At 55.6% G+C, this 14,039-nt stretch carries 14 protein-coding genes; 9 read left to right on the forward strand and 5 right to left on the reverse strand.

Annotation, left to right across the window (positions count from 1 at the left end):
* Window positions 1-50 precede the first annotated feature (50 nt).
* On the reverse strand, window positions 51-1,454 hold the full coding sequence (locus TH468_RS12005; RefSeq protein ID WP_085644411.1) for a gamma-glutamyltransferase: 1,404 nt from the start codon (window positions 1,452-1,454) through the stop codon (window positions 51-53).
* Here TH468_RS12005 and TH468_RS12010 point away from each other — a divergent pair.
* The 3 genes from TH468_RS12010 (at window position 1,441) to TH468_RS12020 (ending at window position 4,322) form a co-directional block, all read left to right on the forward strand.
* Window positions 1,441-2,787: a M48 family metalloprotease gene (locus TH468_RS12010; RefSeq protein ID WP_085644413.1), complete on the forward strand. Its 1,347-nt coding sequence runs from the start codon at window positions 1,441-1,443 to the stop codon at window positions 2,785-2,787. The genes TH468_RS12005 and TH468_RS12010 overlap by 14 nt on opposite strands.
* A gap of 38 nt (window positions 2,788-2,825) precedes the next feature.
* Window positions 2,826-3,473: a hypothetical protein gene (locus tag TH468_RS12015; protein ID WP_246832307.1), complete on the forward strand. Its 648-nt coding sequence runs from the start codon at window positions 2,826-2,828 to the stop codon at window positions 3,471-3,473.
* An 87-nt stretch (window positions 3,474-3,560) separates the two neighbouring features.
* A complete protein-coding gene (locus tag TH468_RS12020) occupies window positions 3,561-4,322 on the forward strand; it encodes a DsbA family protein (protein WP_085644417.1) in 762 nt (253 codons plus the stop codon).
* Between the two features lie 112 nt (window positions 4,323-4,434).
* Here the strand turns inward: TH468_RS12020 and thiS are convergent, their stop codons facing one another.
* Window positions 4,435-5,430, reverse strand: coding sequence for a sulfur carrier protein ThiS (thiS, locus tag TH468_RS12025; protein WP_085644419.1), 996 nt, complete (start codon window positions 5,428-5,430; stop codon window positions 4,435-4,437).
* Window positions 5,431-5,673: 243 nt separating this feature from the next.
* Between thiS and aroQ the strand changes: the two genes are divergently transcribed.
* Genes aroQ through accC form a run of 3 tightly spaced genes read left to right on the forward strand, consistent with a single transcriptional unit; the run spans window position 5,674 to window position 7,939 of the window.
* On the forward strand, window positions 5,674-6,120 hold the full coding sequence (gene aroQ / locus TH468_RS12030; protein WP_085644745.1) for a type II 3-dehydroquinate dehydratase: 447 nt from the start codon (window positions 5,674-5,676) through the stop codon (window positions 6,118-6,120).
* A gap of 11 nt (window positions 6,121-6,131) precedes the next feature.
* Window positions 6,132-6,578: an acetyl-CoA carboxylase biotin carboxyl carrier protein gene (gene accB, locus TH468_RS12035; RefSeq protein ID WP_007090289.1), complete on the forward strand. Its 447-nt coding sequence runs from the start codon at window positions 6,132-6,134 to the stop codon at window positions 6,576-6,578.
* 17 nt (window positions 6,579-6,595) lie between these two features.
* Window positions 6,596-7,939 carry an acetyl-CoA carboxylase biotin carboxylase subunit gene (gene accC / locus TH468_RS12040; protein ID WP_007090290.1) on the forward strand — a complete coding sequence of 448 codons (1,344 nt, stop codon included), beginning with the start codon at window positions 6,596-6,598 and terminating at the stop codon, window positions 7,937-7,939.
* Window positions 7,940-8,023: 84 nt separating this feature from the next.
* Here the strand turns inward: accC and TH468_RS12045 are convergent, their stop codons facing one another.
* Window positions 8,024-8,638, reverse strand: a complete 615-nt coding sequence (locus TH468_RS12045; protein WP_085644420.1) for a LysE family translocator — start codon at window positions 8,636-8,638, stop codon at window positions 8,024-8,026.
* 156 nt (window positions 8,639-8,794) lie between these two features.
* Between TH468_RS12045 and aat the strand changes: the two genes are divergently transcribed.
* A complete protein-coding gene (gene aat, locus TH468_RS12050; RefSeq protein WP_085644422.1) occupies window positions 8,795-9,442 on the forward strand; it encodes a leucyl/phenylalanyl-tRNA--protein transferase in 648 nt (215 codons plus the stop codon).
* A gap of 59 nt (window positions 9,443-9,501) precedes the next feature.
* A complete protein-coding gene (locus TH468_RS12055; RefSeq protein ID WP_085644424.1) occupies window positions 9,502-9,984 on the forward strand; it encodes a GNAT family N-acetyltransferase in 483 nt (160 codons plus the stop codon).
* A gap of 82 nt (window positions 9,985-10,066) precedes the next feature.
* Here TH468_RS12055 and TH468_RS12060 read toward each other — a convergent pair whose 3' ends face one another.
* Both TH468_RS12060 and serA read right to left on the reverse strand, forming a co-directional pair.
* Entirely contained in the window at window positions 10,067-11,128 is a 1,062-nt protein-coding gene (locus TH468_RS12060; protein ID WP_210402247.1) for an ElyC/SanA/YdcF family protein, read from the reverse strand.
* A gap of 222 nt (window positions 11,129-11,350) precedes the next feature.
* Window positions 11,351-12,592, reverse strand: a complete 1,242-nt coding sequence (gene serA, locus TH468_RS12065; protein ID WP_085644427.1) for a phosphoglycerate dehydrogenase — start codon at window positions 12,590-12,592, stop codon at window positions 11,351-11,353.
* Window positions 12,593-12,820: 228 nt separating this feature from the next.
* On the opposite strand from serA, the gene TH468_RS12070 reads away from it, so the two are divergent.
* On the forward strand, window positions 12,821-13,969 hold the full coding sequence (locus tag TH468_RS12070; protein ID WP_085644429.1) for a GNAT family N-acetyltransferase: 1,149 nt from the start codon (window positions 12,821-12,823) through the stop codon (window positions 13,967-13,969).
* Window positions 13,970-14,039 lie beyond the last annotated feature (70 nt).

A 14,039-nucleotide genomic window follows, 5' to 3' on the forward strand; every position in this document is an offset into this window, starting at 1 on the left:
AAAATCGGGGCTGGAAATCCTGCCCCGATGAAATGTCTGTAAAGGGTGGCTTACTGGGTACCCGCCATACCACCGCCCGCAGGATCGGCAATGAACTGGCAGCTTTCCGGATGCGGCGGCACCCCTTCAAGGCAACGCACGATATTGACCGCCGGTTTGCCCGCCGAATTCATCGGGACATTGGCAGCCGTCCCCTTTTCGATCAGGTCTTCGGCCATGGTGGCAATCTGTTTGGTGGCACCGGCCGGAGTCCCGGTGCCAGCGATCCCATAGTAATATTCCCAGACAAACGGGTTGACCATAAGTGCCGGGCCCATCAACGGGGTCTGGACATAACCTGCATCCCCGGCGGCAAGGTTAAGGCCGAACGCATCGGCACCAAGCCCCGCACCAAACGGTTTGTTCATCGTGGTCATGCAGGCAACCGCATTGGCCTGACGGTCGAGCACGACAAAGCCGCTGCGCCCGGTATTGGCTTGAATGTTGCTGTCAGCAGCTTCGATATCAGCCAGATAGCGGTTCAGGATCGCGCCAAGTTCCGTTTCCGCATCAATAACAGAACGCCCGTTATCGGAACGCGGCGGATAGACAAGGTAAAGCGTTTCGTTGCCAACCTTGACCTCGGTCGCGGCTTTCCATTGCGGTTTGTAGGAACGCATGTCTTCGGCCGTTAGCGTGCCACCTGCATTCTGAACCGCGGTTGCGATCTGGGCGCCAAGGGCACCGTTATAAAACTCGCCCGGTCCCTTGACCCGAAGAGAGGTCAGAAGTGCGCCAAGATTGACGGAACGAATCCGGTCACCGACCTGCAAGGTTTTACCATCTGGCATGAAAACATCGCGCAGGATCGGGCTAGATTCGATCCGGTCGCGATTGGCTTCGATATCATCAACCATCGAACGCGATACCGGCACGCCAAGACGGGCATACTGTTCGGCTGCCGAAAGAAGCTGCGGCCATTGCAGACGACCATAACGCGCACTAAGTGCGTAAAGGCCGCGCGGGACACCAGGCACGGTCGTTGCGACTTGGCCATCTGCGGTGCGAGTCCCCGGACGTGGCCAGAAATCAAGGACTTCGACCTTTTTCGATTCCCGATCATGAACAACGCAAACCCCGCCGCCACCAATACCGGCAACCGATGATTTGGTCACCGTCATGGTGGCATAAAGCGCAACAGCCGCGTCGGCCGCCGTGCCGCCAGCCGAAAGAACATCGCGCGCGATACGGACCGCACGGGGTTCATCGGCGACCACGCCACCAAGGAAACCACTGACGGCCCCTATTTGGCCAAGATTTTCAGTATTATCACTACTGCAGGCAGCAAGACCGGCAGTCATTGCGATTGCCGCCATGATCCGCCATGATGGCTTGCGCGTCGGGAACCTGTCCGCACGGGTCGGGTCGACATAAGATGAACGAGAACACGGAACGCACATTTTGCTCAGACGCATTATTACTCTCACTGCCATTTTCCTTGTTGCCCTGCCCAGCACAGTTTTTGCGCAGGGTCGTTCTTTTATCCGGGATACCGAGATTGAGGAAACCCTTCATCTCTATGCGACCCCGATATTCAAGGCTGCCGGGCTCGATCCGCGCGGCGTTACTGTCTATATCGTCTCAGATCCCAGCCTGAACGCATTCGTTGCAGGTGGCCAAAAGCTTTTTATCAATACTGGCCTCTTGTTGAAAGCCCAGACTCCCGAACAGGTTATGGGCGTGATGGCCCACGAGACCGGCCACATTGCGGGCGGGCATCTTTCACGTGTTCATGATCAGCTTCGAAATGCGTCTGCGGTATCGATTCTGTCAACCATCGTCGGGGTTGCTGCCGGTGTTGCCGCCGGGCGTGCCGATGTGGGTACGGCAGCCGTGCTTGGCGGTCAGAACGTTGCCGAACGTAATTTTCTGGCCTATTCGCGAACACAGGAAAGCAGTGCCGATCAGGCCGGCGTCAAATTCCTGAGCGAAGCAGGCATATCATCGCGCGGCCTGATGGAATTCATGGAAACGCTTGAAGGTCAGGAATTGCTGAGCACCGCGCGTCAGGACCCGTATTTGCGCAGTCACCCGCTGACGACCGAACGTGTTGATTTCCTTGAAAATTACGTTGCGACCTCGCCCCTGAAAGACGCCAAGGTCGACCCGGTGCTTTATGAACGCCATGATCGCATGCGCGCCAAGCTGTATGCCTTTACCAACCATATCCAGCATACTTTGCGCACCTATCCCGAGTCCGATACCAGCGTTTCGGGGCGCTATGCGCGCGCCATCGCCTATTACCGGGACTCGCAGATCGAACCGGCGATGAAACTGATTGACGGGCTGATCGCCGAAGAACCCGAAAACCCGTATTTCGAGGAGCTTAAGGGTCAGGTCCTGCTGGAATTCGGCAAGGCCAAGGAAGCCACCGATCCGCTGCGCAAATCGGTCGAATTGTCCAATGGCGCCCCTTTGATCCGCCTTCTGCTGGCGCATGCCCTGATTGAAAGCGGCGATGACGCGGTTCTGGGCGAAGCCAAGGAAAACCTTCTGGGAGTTCTTTCGGTGGAACGTGGCAATGCATCGGCATGGCGATTCCGGGCAATCATTGAAAACCGTCTTGGCAATGAAGGCGAAGCATCACTGTCACAGGCGGAATACAGCCTTTTGACCGGGGATCGCGAAGCCGCGAAATATCATGCGGTGCAGGCCGACCGGAAACTTGAAAAGGGCACCGCGACCTGGCAGCGCGCCCAGGACATCATTCGGGCGACCGATCCGGAAGGCAAGGACAAGCCCAATTGATATCGGTTCTGTCGCCGGGGGCGGGCGTCATTTCGAGAATGTCGCGCCGTCTCGGCGTTGCTTTTATCGCGGTTTACGTCCTTGCCGGGTGCAGCCTGCCCGATGCCGGGGTCAGCGTCGAGGGAGATCTGAAGCTTCTTTATGCCCCCTTCTCACTTGGCAATCCGCCGCGCTACTGGCATTACGCCGACCGCCCGGCAAAGCTGGATACCGGGGAACAGTCAAAAGCCAACAGTCTTTACTGGGACGACATCGACGGGCGTATCACCCTTGCCATGCGCCCGGCAATTTCCGCATTTGAGCTTGGCCGCCGAACCAATATTTCGGTTCTTGCGTCCCCTTATCTTTCGTTTGACTGGCTGATGAACGCGTCCGCCCGCCCCGGCGATGCCGAGCTTGTGCTTGGTTTCCGGTCGCAGTCACAGGGAGATTGGAGTGAAAGCGATCTGGGTGTTGGCAAGCCGCCGGTGGATCATGTAATCCGCCTGCCAATCGGCGGCGATATTTCGGACATTGCCGGATGGCAGCGCGACTATTTCGATCTTTCGACCCTGCACCGGCGATACTGGCCCGACACAGATACTGTCGATGTTCGTCTGGTATGGATCGGGTTTGCATCCTCGCACGATCAGCATCCCGATGTGGCCGGTGTCACATATCTCTCGCATATTTTACTTTCCCGTTAGGGTGCGTGTCTCGTATCAATGATTTAGAGAAATCAGGTCCTGCGCGGTGTCAGAAACATCCGGGACAAAGACAACAAGGGATTTTCGATGAATTCGCACATGATCAAACGCCTTCTTGGCGGTGCCGCCATCATGCTTTCGCTTGGGTTCGCCACGGGCATCCCCGCTCAGGCAGCAGACCTTAGCGACGCACAAAAGGCCGAGATCGAAAGCGTGATAGAACGGTATCTGATGGAAAACCCGGATGTTCTGTTGCGCGCCATCCAGAATGTTCAGGTCTGGCAGACAACCGAACAGGCCCGTCAGCAGGCCGAAGCCATTCAGCCGGTCTGGGACGCGCTGGTTGCCGACAGCTCGGTGCCATCGGTTGGCCCGCTTGACGCACCGGTGACCGTGATCGAATTTTTTGATTATCACTGCGGTTATTGCAAACGCGCCTTTGACGGCGTGAAGGAACTTGCGGAAAATTCCGACGGTAAAATCCGCACCATGTTTGTTGAATTCCCGATCCTGCGCGAAGAAAGCGCCGATGCCGCGCGCGCGGCGCTGGCCGCGGCCAAACAGGGAAAATACATGGAAATCCACGCGGCCTTCATGGAAAACCGCGGTGTGCTTGACGAAGCACAGATCAATAAGCTGGCCGAAGATGCCGGTGTTGATGTTGATCAGATGCGCAAGGACATGCAATCGCCGGAAATCAACGGCATGTTGCAGCAATATTCCGCCATGGCGCGCAGCATCGGGGTTAATGGCACCCCGGCCTTCCTGATCAACGGTCATATGGTGTCGGGTGCGGATATGGAACGCGTGAATGCACTGGTCAAAGCCGGGCTTGAAGAAGCGTCCTGATTTTACGCCAAGCCGCTACTACGGATGCAGTCAATCCGTTGCGCAGCCTTAATAAAACAAAAGCCCCCGTTTCGGTATCGAAACGGGGGCTTTTTATCGGGCGTTTGCGCGATCAGATCAAACCGGCCAGCGGCGAGGACGGATCGGCATATTTTTTCTTGGCCATACGACCGGCAAGGAAAGATTCCCGACCAGCGATGATTGCGTGTTTCATGGCGCGCGCCATGCGGATCGGGTCCCTGGCACCGGCAATCGCGGTATTCATCAGAACACCGTCACAGCCCAGTTCCATGGCAAATGCCGCATCGGATGCGGTGCCAACACCGGCATCGACGATCACGGGCACATTGGCGTTTTCCTTGATGAGTGCGATATTGACCGGGTTCAGAATCCCCATGCCCGATCCGATCAGGGAGCCCAGCGGCATGATCGCGACACAGCCCATATCTTCAAGCATCTTGGCCTGAATGGGATCGTCGCTGCAATAAACCATCACGTCGAAACCGTCCTTGATCAGGGCTTCGGCCGCCTTGAGGGTCTCGGGCATGTTGGGATACAGCGTTTTCTGATCGCCCAAGACTTCAAGCTTCACCAAGTTCCAGCCGCCGGCTTCGCGGGCCAGACGCAGGGTGCGAACCGAGTCATCGGCCGTAAAGCAACCTGCCGTATTGGGCAGATAAACGTATTTTTTCGGATCGACATAATCGACCAGCATTGGCTGCGACGGGTCGGTCAGGTTAACACGACGCACCGCAACCGTAACCATTTCGGCACCCGAGGCATCAATCGCGATGCGGGTTTCTTCGAAATCCTTGTATTTGCCGGTACCGACGATCAGACGCGATTTGAATTTGTGACCGGCAACAACAAAGCCCGCGTCATCGGCCGACGCAAGATCGGAATCCGACGAACCGCCACCAATGAAATGAACGATTTCAAGTTTATCGCCATCGGCAAGGGCGGTATCGCCATAGGCCGTTTTTGGCACGATTTCGAGATTGCGTTCCACCGCGACCTTTGTCGCCGTGATCCCGAGTTCGCCGAGAAGATCGGCAACGGTTGCTGCGGTTTCGATGGTGCGGTCTTCACCGTTGATGGTCAGGCGCATCTGTTCGTCTTGTCCTTGTGGTATCAAAATATTCACCTATTGGCGCGCAGTATGCGCAGCTGCCGGGCGAGAGGCAAGCTGTGATCGGCGGATTCTGCCATGCGGGGCACACAAAGCTGTCCCGATGGCGATGATGCCAGCATCATCTTGCGGTTACAGTCATAGCCTCGTCCGAATGCAACGTTGCGTCAGACTTTGGTCGTGTTATAAACGCATCACTATATGTTGGGCATGTGGGAACGGATGACAAAACCCGTCTACATTCTGAATGGGCCGAATTTGAACCTGCTGGGACAGCGTCAGCCGGAAATTTACGGTGCGACCACCTTGCAGGATATCGACGACATGTGTGATGCACATGGGTCGCGAATTGGCCTGCCCGTCGTCTTTCGCCAAAGCAATCACGAAGGCGAGCTGGTTGACTGGATTCAGGAAGCCCGGCAAGAAGCTGCTGGTATTATTATCAATGCTGGGGCATATACGCACACATCGGTTGCGATCCTTGACGCCTTGCTGGCATCCGATTTGCCGGTCGTCGAGGTGCATCTTTCAAATATTCATCAGCGGGACGCATTCAGACATCATTCTTACGTCTCAAAAGCTGCAAAAGGCATGATCTGTGGTTTTGGCGCGCAGGGTTACATTCTTGGCCTTGATGCCATCAGATCACTGATCCACACACCATCATAAAAGATATCGAAATGAGCAAGTTCAACATCGACAACGACACCATTCGCCAGCTTGCCGAGCTGCTGGACGAGACCAACCTGACCGAGATCGAAGTTGCCGCAGGCGACAATCGCATTCGCGTCGCCCGTCAGGGCACCATGGTTGCAGCCGCTCCGGCTGCTGCACCGGTTGCGGCTCCTGCTGCGGCGGCTGCTCCGGCGGCACCTGCTGATGCAGGTTCCCATCCGGGTGCTGTAAAATCGCCGATGGTTGGCGTGGTCTATTTCGCACCGGAACCCGGCGCTGCACCGTTTATTTCGGTCGGTTCCAGCGTTTCCGAAGGCCAGACCCTGATGCTGATCGAAGCAATGAAGACCTTCAACCCGATCCGCGCGCCGAAATCTGGCAAAATCAGCCAGATCATCGCAACCGACGGCCATCCGGTCGAGTATGACGAGCCGCTGGTCATTATTGAATAAGCCGGGGTAAACACCGCATGTTCGACAAACTACTGATTGCCAACCGTGGCGAAATCGCGCTGCGTATTCAGCGCGCCTGCCGCGAAATGGGCATCAAAACTGTCGCGGTGCATTCCACCGCCGATGCAGATGCCATGCATGTCCGCCTGGCAGACGAAGCCGTCTGCATCGGCCCGGCAGCATCGAAAGACAGCTATCTGAATATTCCGGCGATCCTGTCGGCGGCCGAAATCACCGGGGCGGAAGCCATCCATCCGGGTTACGGCTTCCTGTCGGAAAATGCCGACTTTGCCGCCATGGTCGAAGAACACGGCTTTGCCTTTGTCGGTCCGTCGGCGGAACATATCCGTATGATGGGTGACAAGATCACCGCCAAACTGACCGCAGCCAAACTGGGCATTCCGGTTGTTCCGGGGTCGGACGGAGAAATCACCACCGTTGCCGAAGCCCAGAAATGCGCCAAGGAAATCGGCTATCCGGTCCTGATCAAGGCATCGGGCGGCGGCGGCGGTCGCGGCATGAAAGTGGTCGAGCGCGACGAAGACCTTGCAGAAGCCTTTTCCATGACCCGCAAGGAAGCATTGCAGAACTTTGGCAATGCCGCGGTTTATATGGAAAAATACCTTGGCAAACCGCGCCATATCGAACTTCAGGTTATCGGTGATTCCCACGGAAATGCCGTCCATCTGTTCGAACGTGACTGTTCGTTGCAGCGCCGCCATCAGAAAGTGCTTGAAGAAGCCCCTTCCCCGACGCTGACACCGGAAGAACGCGAACGTATCGGTTCGACCGTTGCCAACGCGATGCGTGGCATGGGGTATCGCAATGCCGGTACGATCGAATTCCTGTATGAAAATGGCGAGTTCTATTTCATCGAAATGAACACCCGCCTGCAGGTCGAACATCCGGTGACCGAAGCCATTTCGGGCGTTGACCTTGTGCGTGAACAGATTCGCGTTGCCGCGGGCCTTGAACTATCCTTTACGCAGGAAGATCTGGAAATTCACGGCCATGCGATTGAATGCCGCATCAATGCCGAAGATCCGGAAACCTTTGTGCCGTCACCGGGCAAGATCAAGGAATATCATGCACCGGGCGGTTTGGGCGTTCGTGTCGATAGCGGTATCTATACCGGTTATTCGATCCCGCCCTATTACGACAGCATGATTGCAAAGCTGATCGTGCATGGGCGTGACCGCGAAGAATGCATGATGCGCCTGCGCCGTGCCTTGGCCGAATATGCGATTGGCGGGATCAAAACCACCATTCCGCTGCATCAGAAGCTTCTGGCGCAGCCTGATATCCAGAAAGGTGATTACGATATTCACTGGCTGGAAAAATTCATGGGCATGAAGAAGTAACCTTCTTTATCCCGATCAAAAAACGGGGCTTCCTTTCGGGAGTCCCGTTTTTGTTTGGGAATTTCCGTCAGCCCGGCAACGCCCCTAGCGAGAGGCAATGGCAACCGCAGCCCCGGCCATAACCGTTGCACTGGTCCGGTTGGCAATTTTCATAGCACGTCGGCTGCGGATCAGATGACGCAGGCGCGACGCCATGAAAACCCAGGTCAGGTCGACCGCGACCAGAACCACCATCAGGGCGACGGACAGTTCGAACCAGCCAAACAGCGACACGGATGCAAGATCAATCACCGTCGGAACCAGAGCCATATAGAACAGCATGATTTTCGGATTGCCCATCGTCACCGTCATGCCCGCGATGAACATCCGGACACCGGATTTTGTATCGGGGATGGTTTCGGCATCGACATCAACAGGCCCGTGCCACATTTTCCACGCCAGATACAAAAGATAAACCACACCGACATATTTGATGATGGTGAACAGAAGATGGAAGCTGTTTGCGATGGCCGAAAGGCCAAGTACGGCAAAGCTGAGCCATATCAGTTCGCCAATCCACAATGCGGCCAGAAACGGCAGGATATCGCGGTATCCGCGTGCAAGAACCCGGGCCACCAGTGCCGCAACACTTGGTCCCGGCGATCCTGATGCCACCAGCAACGCCCCGGCAAAAATAATCAGCGAAGAAATTTCGAGCATTTTACAATTCCGGCGCGAAAGAATTAATCATACATTTCGATTATCATGCCAAACATAGTCGATGGACTGCAAGCTGCTATCTTGTCAGAACAGTGCCCGTTCACATATGTAAACAGAAGATTTGCAAACAGGACCGAAACCATTATCACCGCGATCATGTCGAACCAACTGACCCCTGATCTGTTGATCCGTGCCTATTCGGTCGGCCTGTTTCCCATGGCCGAAAGCCATGATGACCCGACCCTTTACTGGATTGACCCGGAATGGCGTGGCGTATTGCCGCTTGACGGCTTCCACGTGCCCAGAAGCCTGCGTAAGGCCGTGCGCAAGGGCACATTCAAGGTCCATGTGAACAAAGCCTTTCCCGACGTCATTCGTGCCTGTGCGGAGCCAACCGACAGCCGGGATGATACCTGGATCAATGATAATATCCTTGATGCCTATTGCGCGCTTCACAAGATGGGGTGCGCCCATTCGATCGAGGCATGGCTTGATGACAGGCTGGTTGGTGGCCTTTATGGCGTCAGCCTTGGGCAGGCGTTTTTTGGCGAAAGCATGTTTTCGCGTGCGACCAATGCATCAAAGGTGGCACTGGTACATCTCGTCGCCCTTTTACGCCAAGGCGGCTATACCCTGCTTGATACCCAGTTCGTCAATGATCACTTAAAACAGTTCGGGGTGGTCGAAATTCCCCGGGAACGCTATCGTTCCGATCTTGCCCGGGCGCTGGCCGGACGCGCAAGCCTGCCGTTTGAAGCCGACCCCGAATTTATCGAACAGGTCTTGCAGCAAGGTGACCGGTAACATCCCTTACTATCATACCCTGCCCGCCTCCTTATCCCCGAGAAAGACTGATCGTTATAATGCAGATACGCCCTGCCACCGAAAATGACGTCGCCAAGATCCTTGAAATCGTTGGCCCGGTCCTGCGCGCCGGTGAAACCTATGTCATGCCGACCGACATGACCGATGAAGAAGTGCTGGCTTATTGGATGGGTGCAGACAAGGAGACCCTTGTTGCCGAGGAAGACGGGAAGATTGTCGGCACCTATTACCTGAAAGCCAATCAGCCCGGCAATGGCGCGCATGTCGCCAATTGCGGCTATATGACCGCCCCGGATGCAGGCGGGCGCGGAATTGCGCGGCGAATGTGCGAAGACTCGCTGATCCGTGCAAGGGATCGGGGCTTTAAGGCCATGCAGTTCAATTTCGTCATCGCCAGCAACAAGGCTGCCGTCCATCTTTGGCCACAGCTTGGCTTTGAAATTGCCGGGCGATTGCCCGGTGCCTATATGCACCCCTTACATGGCGAAACCGACGCGCTGATCATGCATCGCAAACTTTGATCTTTTGTGCCGTCTTCCCAAAAGAAAACTGACGCCACATGGACGTCAGTTCTTTGTTTTACTGGCATTTTCAAGTGCCTGATTACTGCTGCAGGCCCGGGAACGCCCAGATGCCCGATACGCGCAGCATATCGCGATAGACGACCAGCTTTTCGCTGTCGCTGACTTTCGATGCTTCTTCGATGCTGTCGAAATCCAGTGCGATCAGCGGATGAACCGGTGCATCCAGACCATACTGATCCAGCGCATCCTGAAGCACGGTTTTCGCGCGACGCATATGGCTGGCACTGGTAACCAGAATGACGTCATCGGTTGTATGCCGGTTCAGAAGGTTTGCGATATTCAGCATATTACCGACGGTGTCTTTTGATTTGTCCTCGACCATGATCCGGTCGCGATCAACGCCCTGCTCCACCAGCCAGCGCATCATCATGTCGCCTTCGGTCACACCCGATTGCGGCTGCCCCCCGGTTACCATCACACGGGCGGTCGGATTTGCCTTGGCCGCCTTCAGACCGATTTCAAGACGCTGCATCAGCGGTTCGCGCATTGTGCCATCTTCGGCAAGCGCATAACCCAGAATGACGATGGTGGATTTTTCGCCCAGTACCGGGACGTCCTGATTGGGGGCCTCCGCCATATTGGCATCGGCCCGCAGGAAACGTTTGCGATAGGCATCCGCACTGTCGCGGTCAATTCCGGCCATCGCATCCATATAGTTGCGATACTGATTCTCATCGCCGCGGATATGCGCCAGTGCTGCCAACCATGTATAGGCATCAAAGGCATGTGGATCGACACGGGTAATCCCGATATAGGTTTCTTGCGCCTCGTCGAGTTTCTTTTGCAGAATACGGGCCGATGCGATTCCGTAGCGCAGATCAATCCGTTCCGGCGCCAGTTTCGATGCCTCGGCAAAGGCCTGTTCGACGACATCGTATCGCCCGTGCAGGGTAATGCCCTTGAACACCTCGGCCTCGGCCTTTTTGATGTCACCACCCGACCAGTAATAATGCATTCCCGTGTCGACCAGTTCGCGAATACGCGCCCCATCCGTGGCATCGGCCGCCATTGCCGGGCTAAAACCAGCCCCCGCCAGCATTAGCGATATGCCAAACCCGACTGCCATTCTCTTTATTGTCATTTTTCTTCTCCTACTGTGAAGCCAACCAAACGCAGCAGGACAATCCAATCATGAAAAATACCTTTTGAATACCACAATGTTACAAATTTATTGCAAACCCGGATTTCAGACAGAAATGGTATTTATTGGTATTATTTTTAAGATACCAATCAGCTTGGCGACAAAAAAAGAGGGCGGCGCATTTTGCGCCGCCCTCGTCATTTTCAGTAATTTCTGGTCCGATCAGAACAGGAAGCGAACCCGAAGCGTACCGTCGATGGCTTCGAGTTCCTTGCGGATACCAAGCCCTGGCTGGATTTCCTCGTCGACTTCGACAACCACGTAACCCACACCGCCTTCGGAACGCAGATACTGACCGCTGATATTCATGCCACGCGTTGCAAACACGTCGTTGATTTTCGACAGAACGCCCGGAACGTTGCGGTGAATATGCATGAAGCGGGTGTGCTTGCGATCCTTGACCGGCAGCGAAACTTCCGGGAAGTTGACCGCCCCCAGCGTCGACCCGTTATCGGAATAGGTGATCAGCTTGTCGGCAACTTCGACACCAATATTTTCCTGTGCTTCCTGGGTGGAACCACCGATATGCGGGGTCAGGATCACGTTCGGCATACCGCGAAGCGGGCTCTGGAATTCCTCGTCCTTGCCCGCAGGCTCGACCGGGAAGACGTCAAGGGCTGCACCGGCCAGATGGCCGCGTTCCAGGGCCGCAGCGAGGTCTTCGATCACGATGACATTGCCACGTGCCGCGTTGATCAGGTGCGCCCCCGGCTTCATCTTGGCGATTTCGGTCGCGGTGATCATGTTTTTGGTCTGCTCGTTGGCCGGAACATGCAACGAAACGACATCAGATTTCGCCAGCAATTCATCCATCGAGCTGCACGAGGTTGCGTTGCCCATCGCAAGCTTATTGATCACATCATAATAAATGACGTTCATGCCAAGCGATTCCGCCAGAACCGACAGCTGCGACCCGATATGGCCGTAGCCGATGATGCCCAGGGTTTTGCCGCGCGCCTCGTACGAGCCCTTGGCATTTTTAAGCCAGCCACCAGCATGGGCGGCCTTGTCACGCTGCGGGATACCGCGCATCAGCATGATGATCTGACCCAGAACCAGTTCGGCGACCGAACGGGTATTGGAATAAGGCGCGTTGAAAACTGGAATACCGCGCATGGCGGCAGCTTTCAGATCAACCTGATTGGTGCCGATACAGAAACAGCCGATCGAGGTCAGCTTGGATGCCGCGTCGATAACATCTTCGGTCAGTTTGGTGCGGGAACGGATGCCCAGAAAATGCGCTTCGGAGACGACGGATTTCAGTTCATCCGCATCCAGAGCAGCAGGGTAGTGGTCGACATTTGAGTAGCCGGCCTCTTTGAACATCTTTACAGCGTTTTCATGGATACCTTCGAGCAGGACGATCTTGATCTTGTCCTTCTCCAACGAAAGCTTGCTGTTCACGGCGCACCATCCTTTTCTTTGCGAGGGCGACACGGGCATTTCCCGAGCCGTAGGGCCGTAACGTTACGCGCCCTTGGCCCAATGAAATAGGGCCTAAGGCAACGTCCGTCAAAGGCTTTCCCTTGCGCAAACATGCAATGCGCCTATCTTCTGAACGCATATACCGGCTATTGCGTATAGAATGCAGGCCCGAACGGCGACCAAGGATTGAACACAGGGGACCCCATCTTGCCTGCCGAGATAAGAACCGTTACCGATATCCATAAAATCGGCGAAACCGACTGGGACAAATGCGCAGGCACGGCGAACCCGTTTGTCAGCTTTGCCTTTCTTTCCGCAATGGAAGATAGCGGCTCGGCCAATGCCGATACCGGTTGGCAGCCGTTTCATCTGGTGGTTACCGATGATGACGATACGGTTGCCGGTATTGTGCCGCTTTATGTCAAATCGCATTCCTATGGCGAATATGTCTTCGACTGGAGCTGGGCGGAAGCCTATGAGCGAGCGGGTGGACGGTATTATCCGAAATTACAGGCCGCAGTACCCTTTTCACCGGTTCCGGGCCCGCGGCTTTTGATTCGGTCCGATCATCCAGCCCCCGACCGCGTTCGCACACTTCTGATTGGTGCGCTTTGTGCCCTGCCCGAACGGCTTGGCATTGCCAGCCTGCATGTAACGTTTTGCAGTGGCGATGAAAGCCGGGCGATGGAAAATGCCGGATTTCTTCCGCGAACCGGCATTCAATATCACTGGTACAATCGTGGTTACGACAGTTTTGACGATTTCCTTGGCGCGCTGAATTCGCGCAAACGCAAAAATCTGCGCAAGGAACGCAAACAGGTGCGCGATGCGGGATACAGTTTCGAGGTGCTATCGGGTGATGACCTTAAAGCCGCCCATTGGGATCGGTTTTATGCCTTTTATCACGACACATCGGATCGCAAATGGGGGCAGGCCTATTTAACACGGGAGTTCTTTGATCTTCTGCATGAACGGATCCGGGACCGGACCGTTTTGGTTGCCGCCTTTCGCGATAGCGACATGGTTGCCGGGGCGCTTAACCTGATCGGATCGGACACATTGTACGGGCGCAACTGGGGCACCATCGACCGGACACCGCTTTTGCATTTCGAAACCTGTTACTATCAGGCGATCGATATCGCGATTGAGCGCGGCCTTAAAACGGTTGAGGCCGGGGCACAGGGTGAACACAAAATTCAGCGCGGCTATGAACCTGTTCTGACCCATTCCGCCCATCTGATCGCAGACACCGGTCTTCGCAATGCCGTTGCCCGTTTTCTGGATCAGGAACGCAGCCACATCGCGCAGGACCGTGAATTCATCATGGCCGAACACAGCCCGTTCAGACAGGAATGAACCGGTAACAAGCCAAACAAAAAGGGCGCGATGCAACACCACCGCGCCCCTTCCGATTCCCACGAAACTC

This window comes from Thalassospira sp. MCCC 1A03138 (assembly GCF_002115785.1).
Lineage (GTDB): Bacteria > Pseudomonadota > Alphaproteobacteria > Rhodospirillales > Thalassospiraceae > Thalassospira.

Bases quoted from the DNA above. Each gene is read 5' to 3' on its own strand.
- TH468_RS12005 (WP_085644411.1), bottom strand. From the start codon at position 1,454: ATGCGTCTGAGCAAAATGTGCGTTCCGTGTTCTCGTTCATCTTATGTC.
- TH468_RS12015 (WP_246832307.1), top strand. From the start codon at position 2,826: ATGTCGCGCCGTCTCGGCGTTGCTTTTATCGCGGTTTACGTCCTTGCC.
- TH468_RS12020 (WP_085644417.1), top strand. From the start codon at position 3,561: ATGAATTCGCACATGATCAAACGCCTTCTTGGCGGTGCCGCCATCATG.
- thiS (WP_085644419.1), bottom strand. From the start codon at position 5,430: ATGCGCCTGACCATCAACGGTGAAGACCGCACCATCGAAACCGCAGCA.
- aroQ (WP_085644745.1), top strand. From the start codon at position 5,674: ATGACAAAACCCGTCTACATTCTGAATGGGCCGAATTTGAACCTGCTG.
- accB (WP_007090289.1), top strand. From the start codon at position 6,132: ATGAGCAAGTTCAACATCGACAACGACACCATTCGCCAGCTTGCCGAG.
- accC (WP_007090290.1), top strand. From the start codon at position 6,596: ATGTTCGACAAACTACTGATTGCCAACCGTGGCGAAATCGCGCTGCGT.
- TH468_RS12045 (WP_085644420.1), bottom strand. From the start codon at position 8,638: ATGCTCGAAATTTCTTCGCTGATTATTTTTGCCGGGGCGTTGCTGGTG.
- aat (WP_085644422.1), top strand. From the start codon at position 8,795: ATGTCGAACCAACTGACCCCTGATCTGTTGATCCGTGCCTATTCGGTC.
- TH468_RS12055 (WP_085644424.1), top strand. From the start codon at position 9,502: ATGCAGATACGCCCTGCCACCGAAAATGACGTCGCCAAGATCCTTGAA.
- TH468_RS12060 (WP_210402247.1), bottom strand. From the start codon at position 11,128: ATGACAATAAAGAGAATGGCAGTCGGGTTTGGCATATCGCTAATGCTG.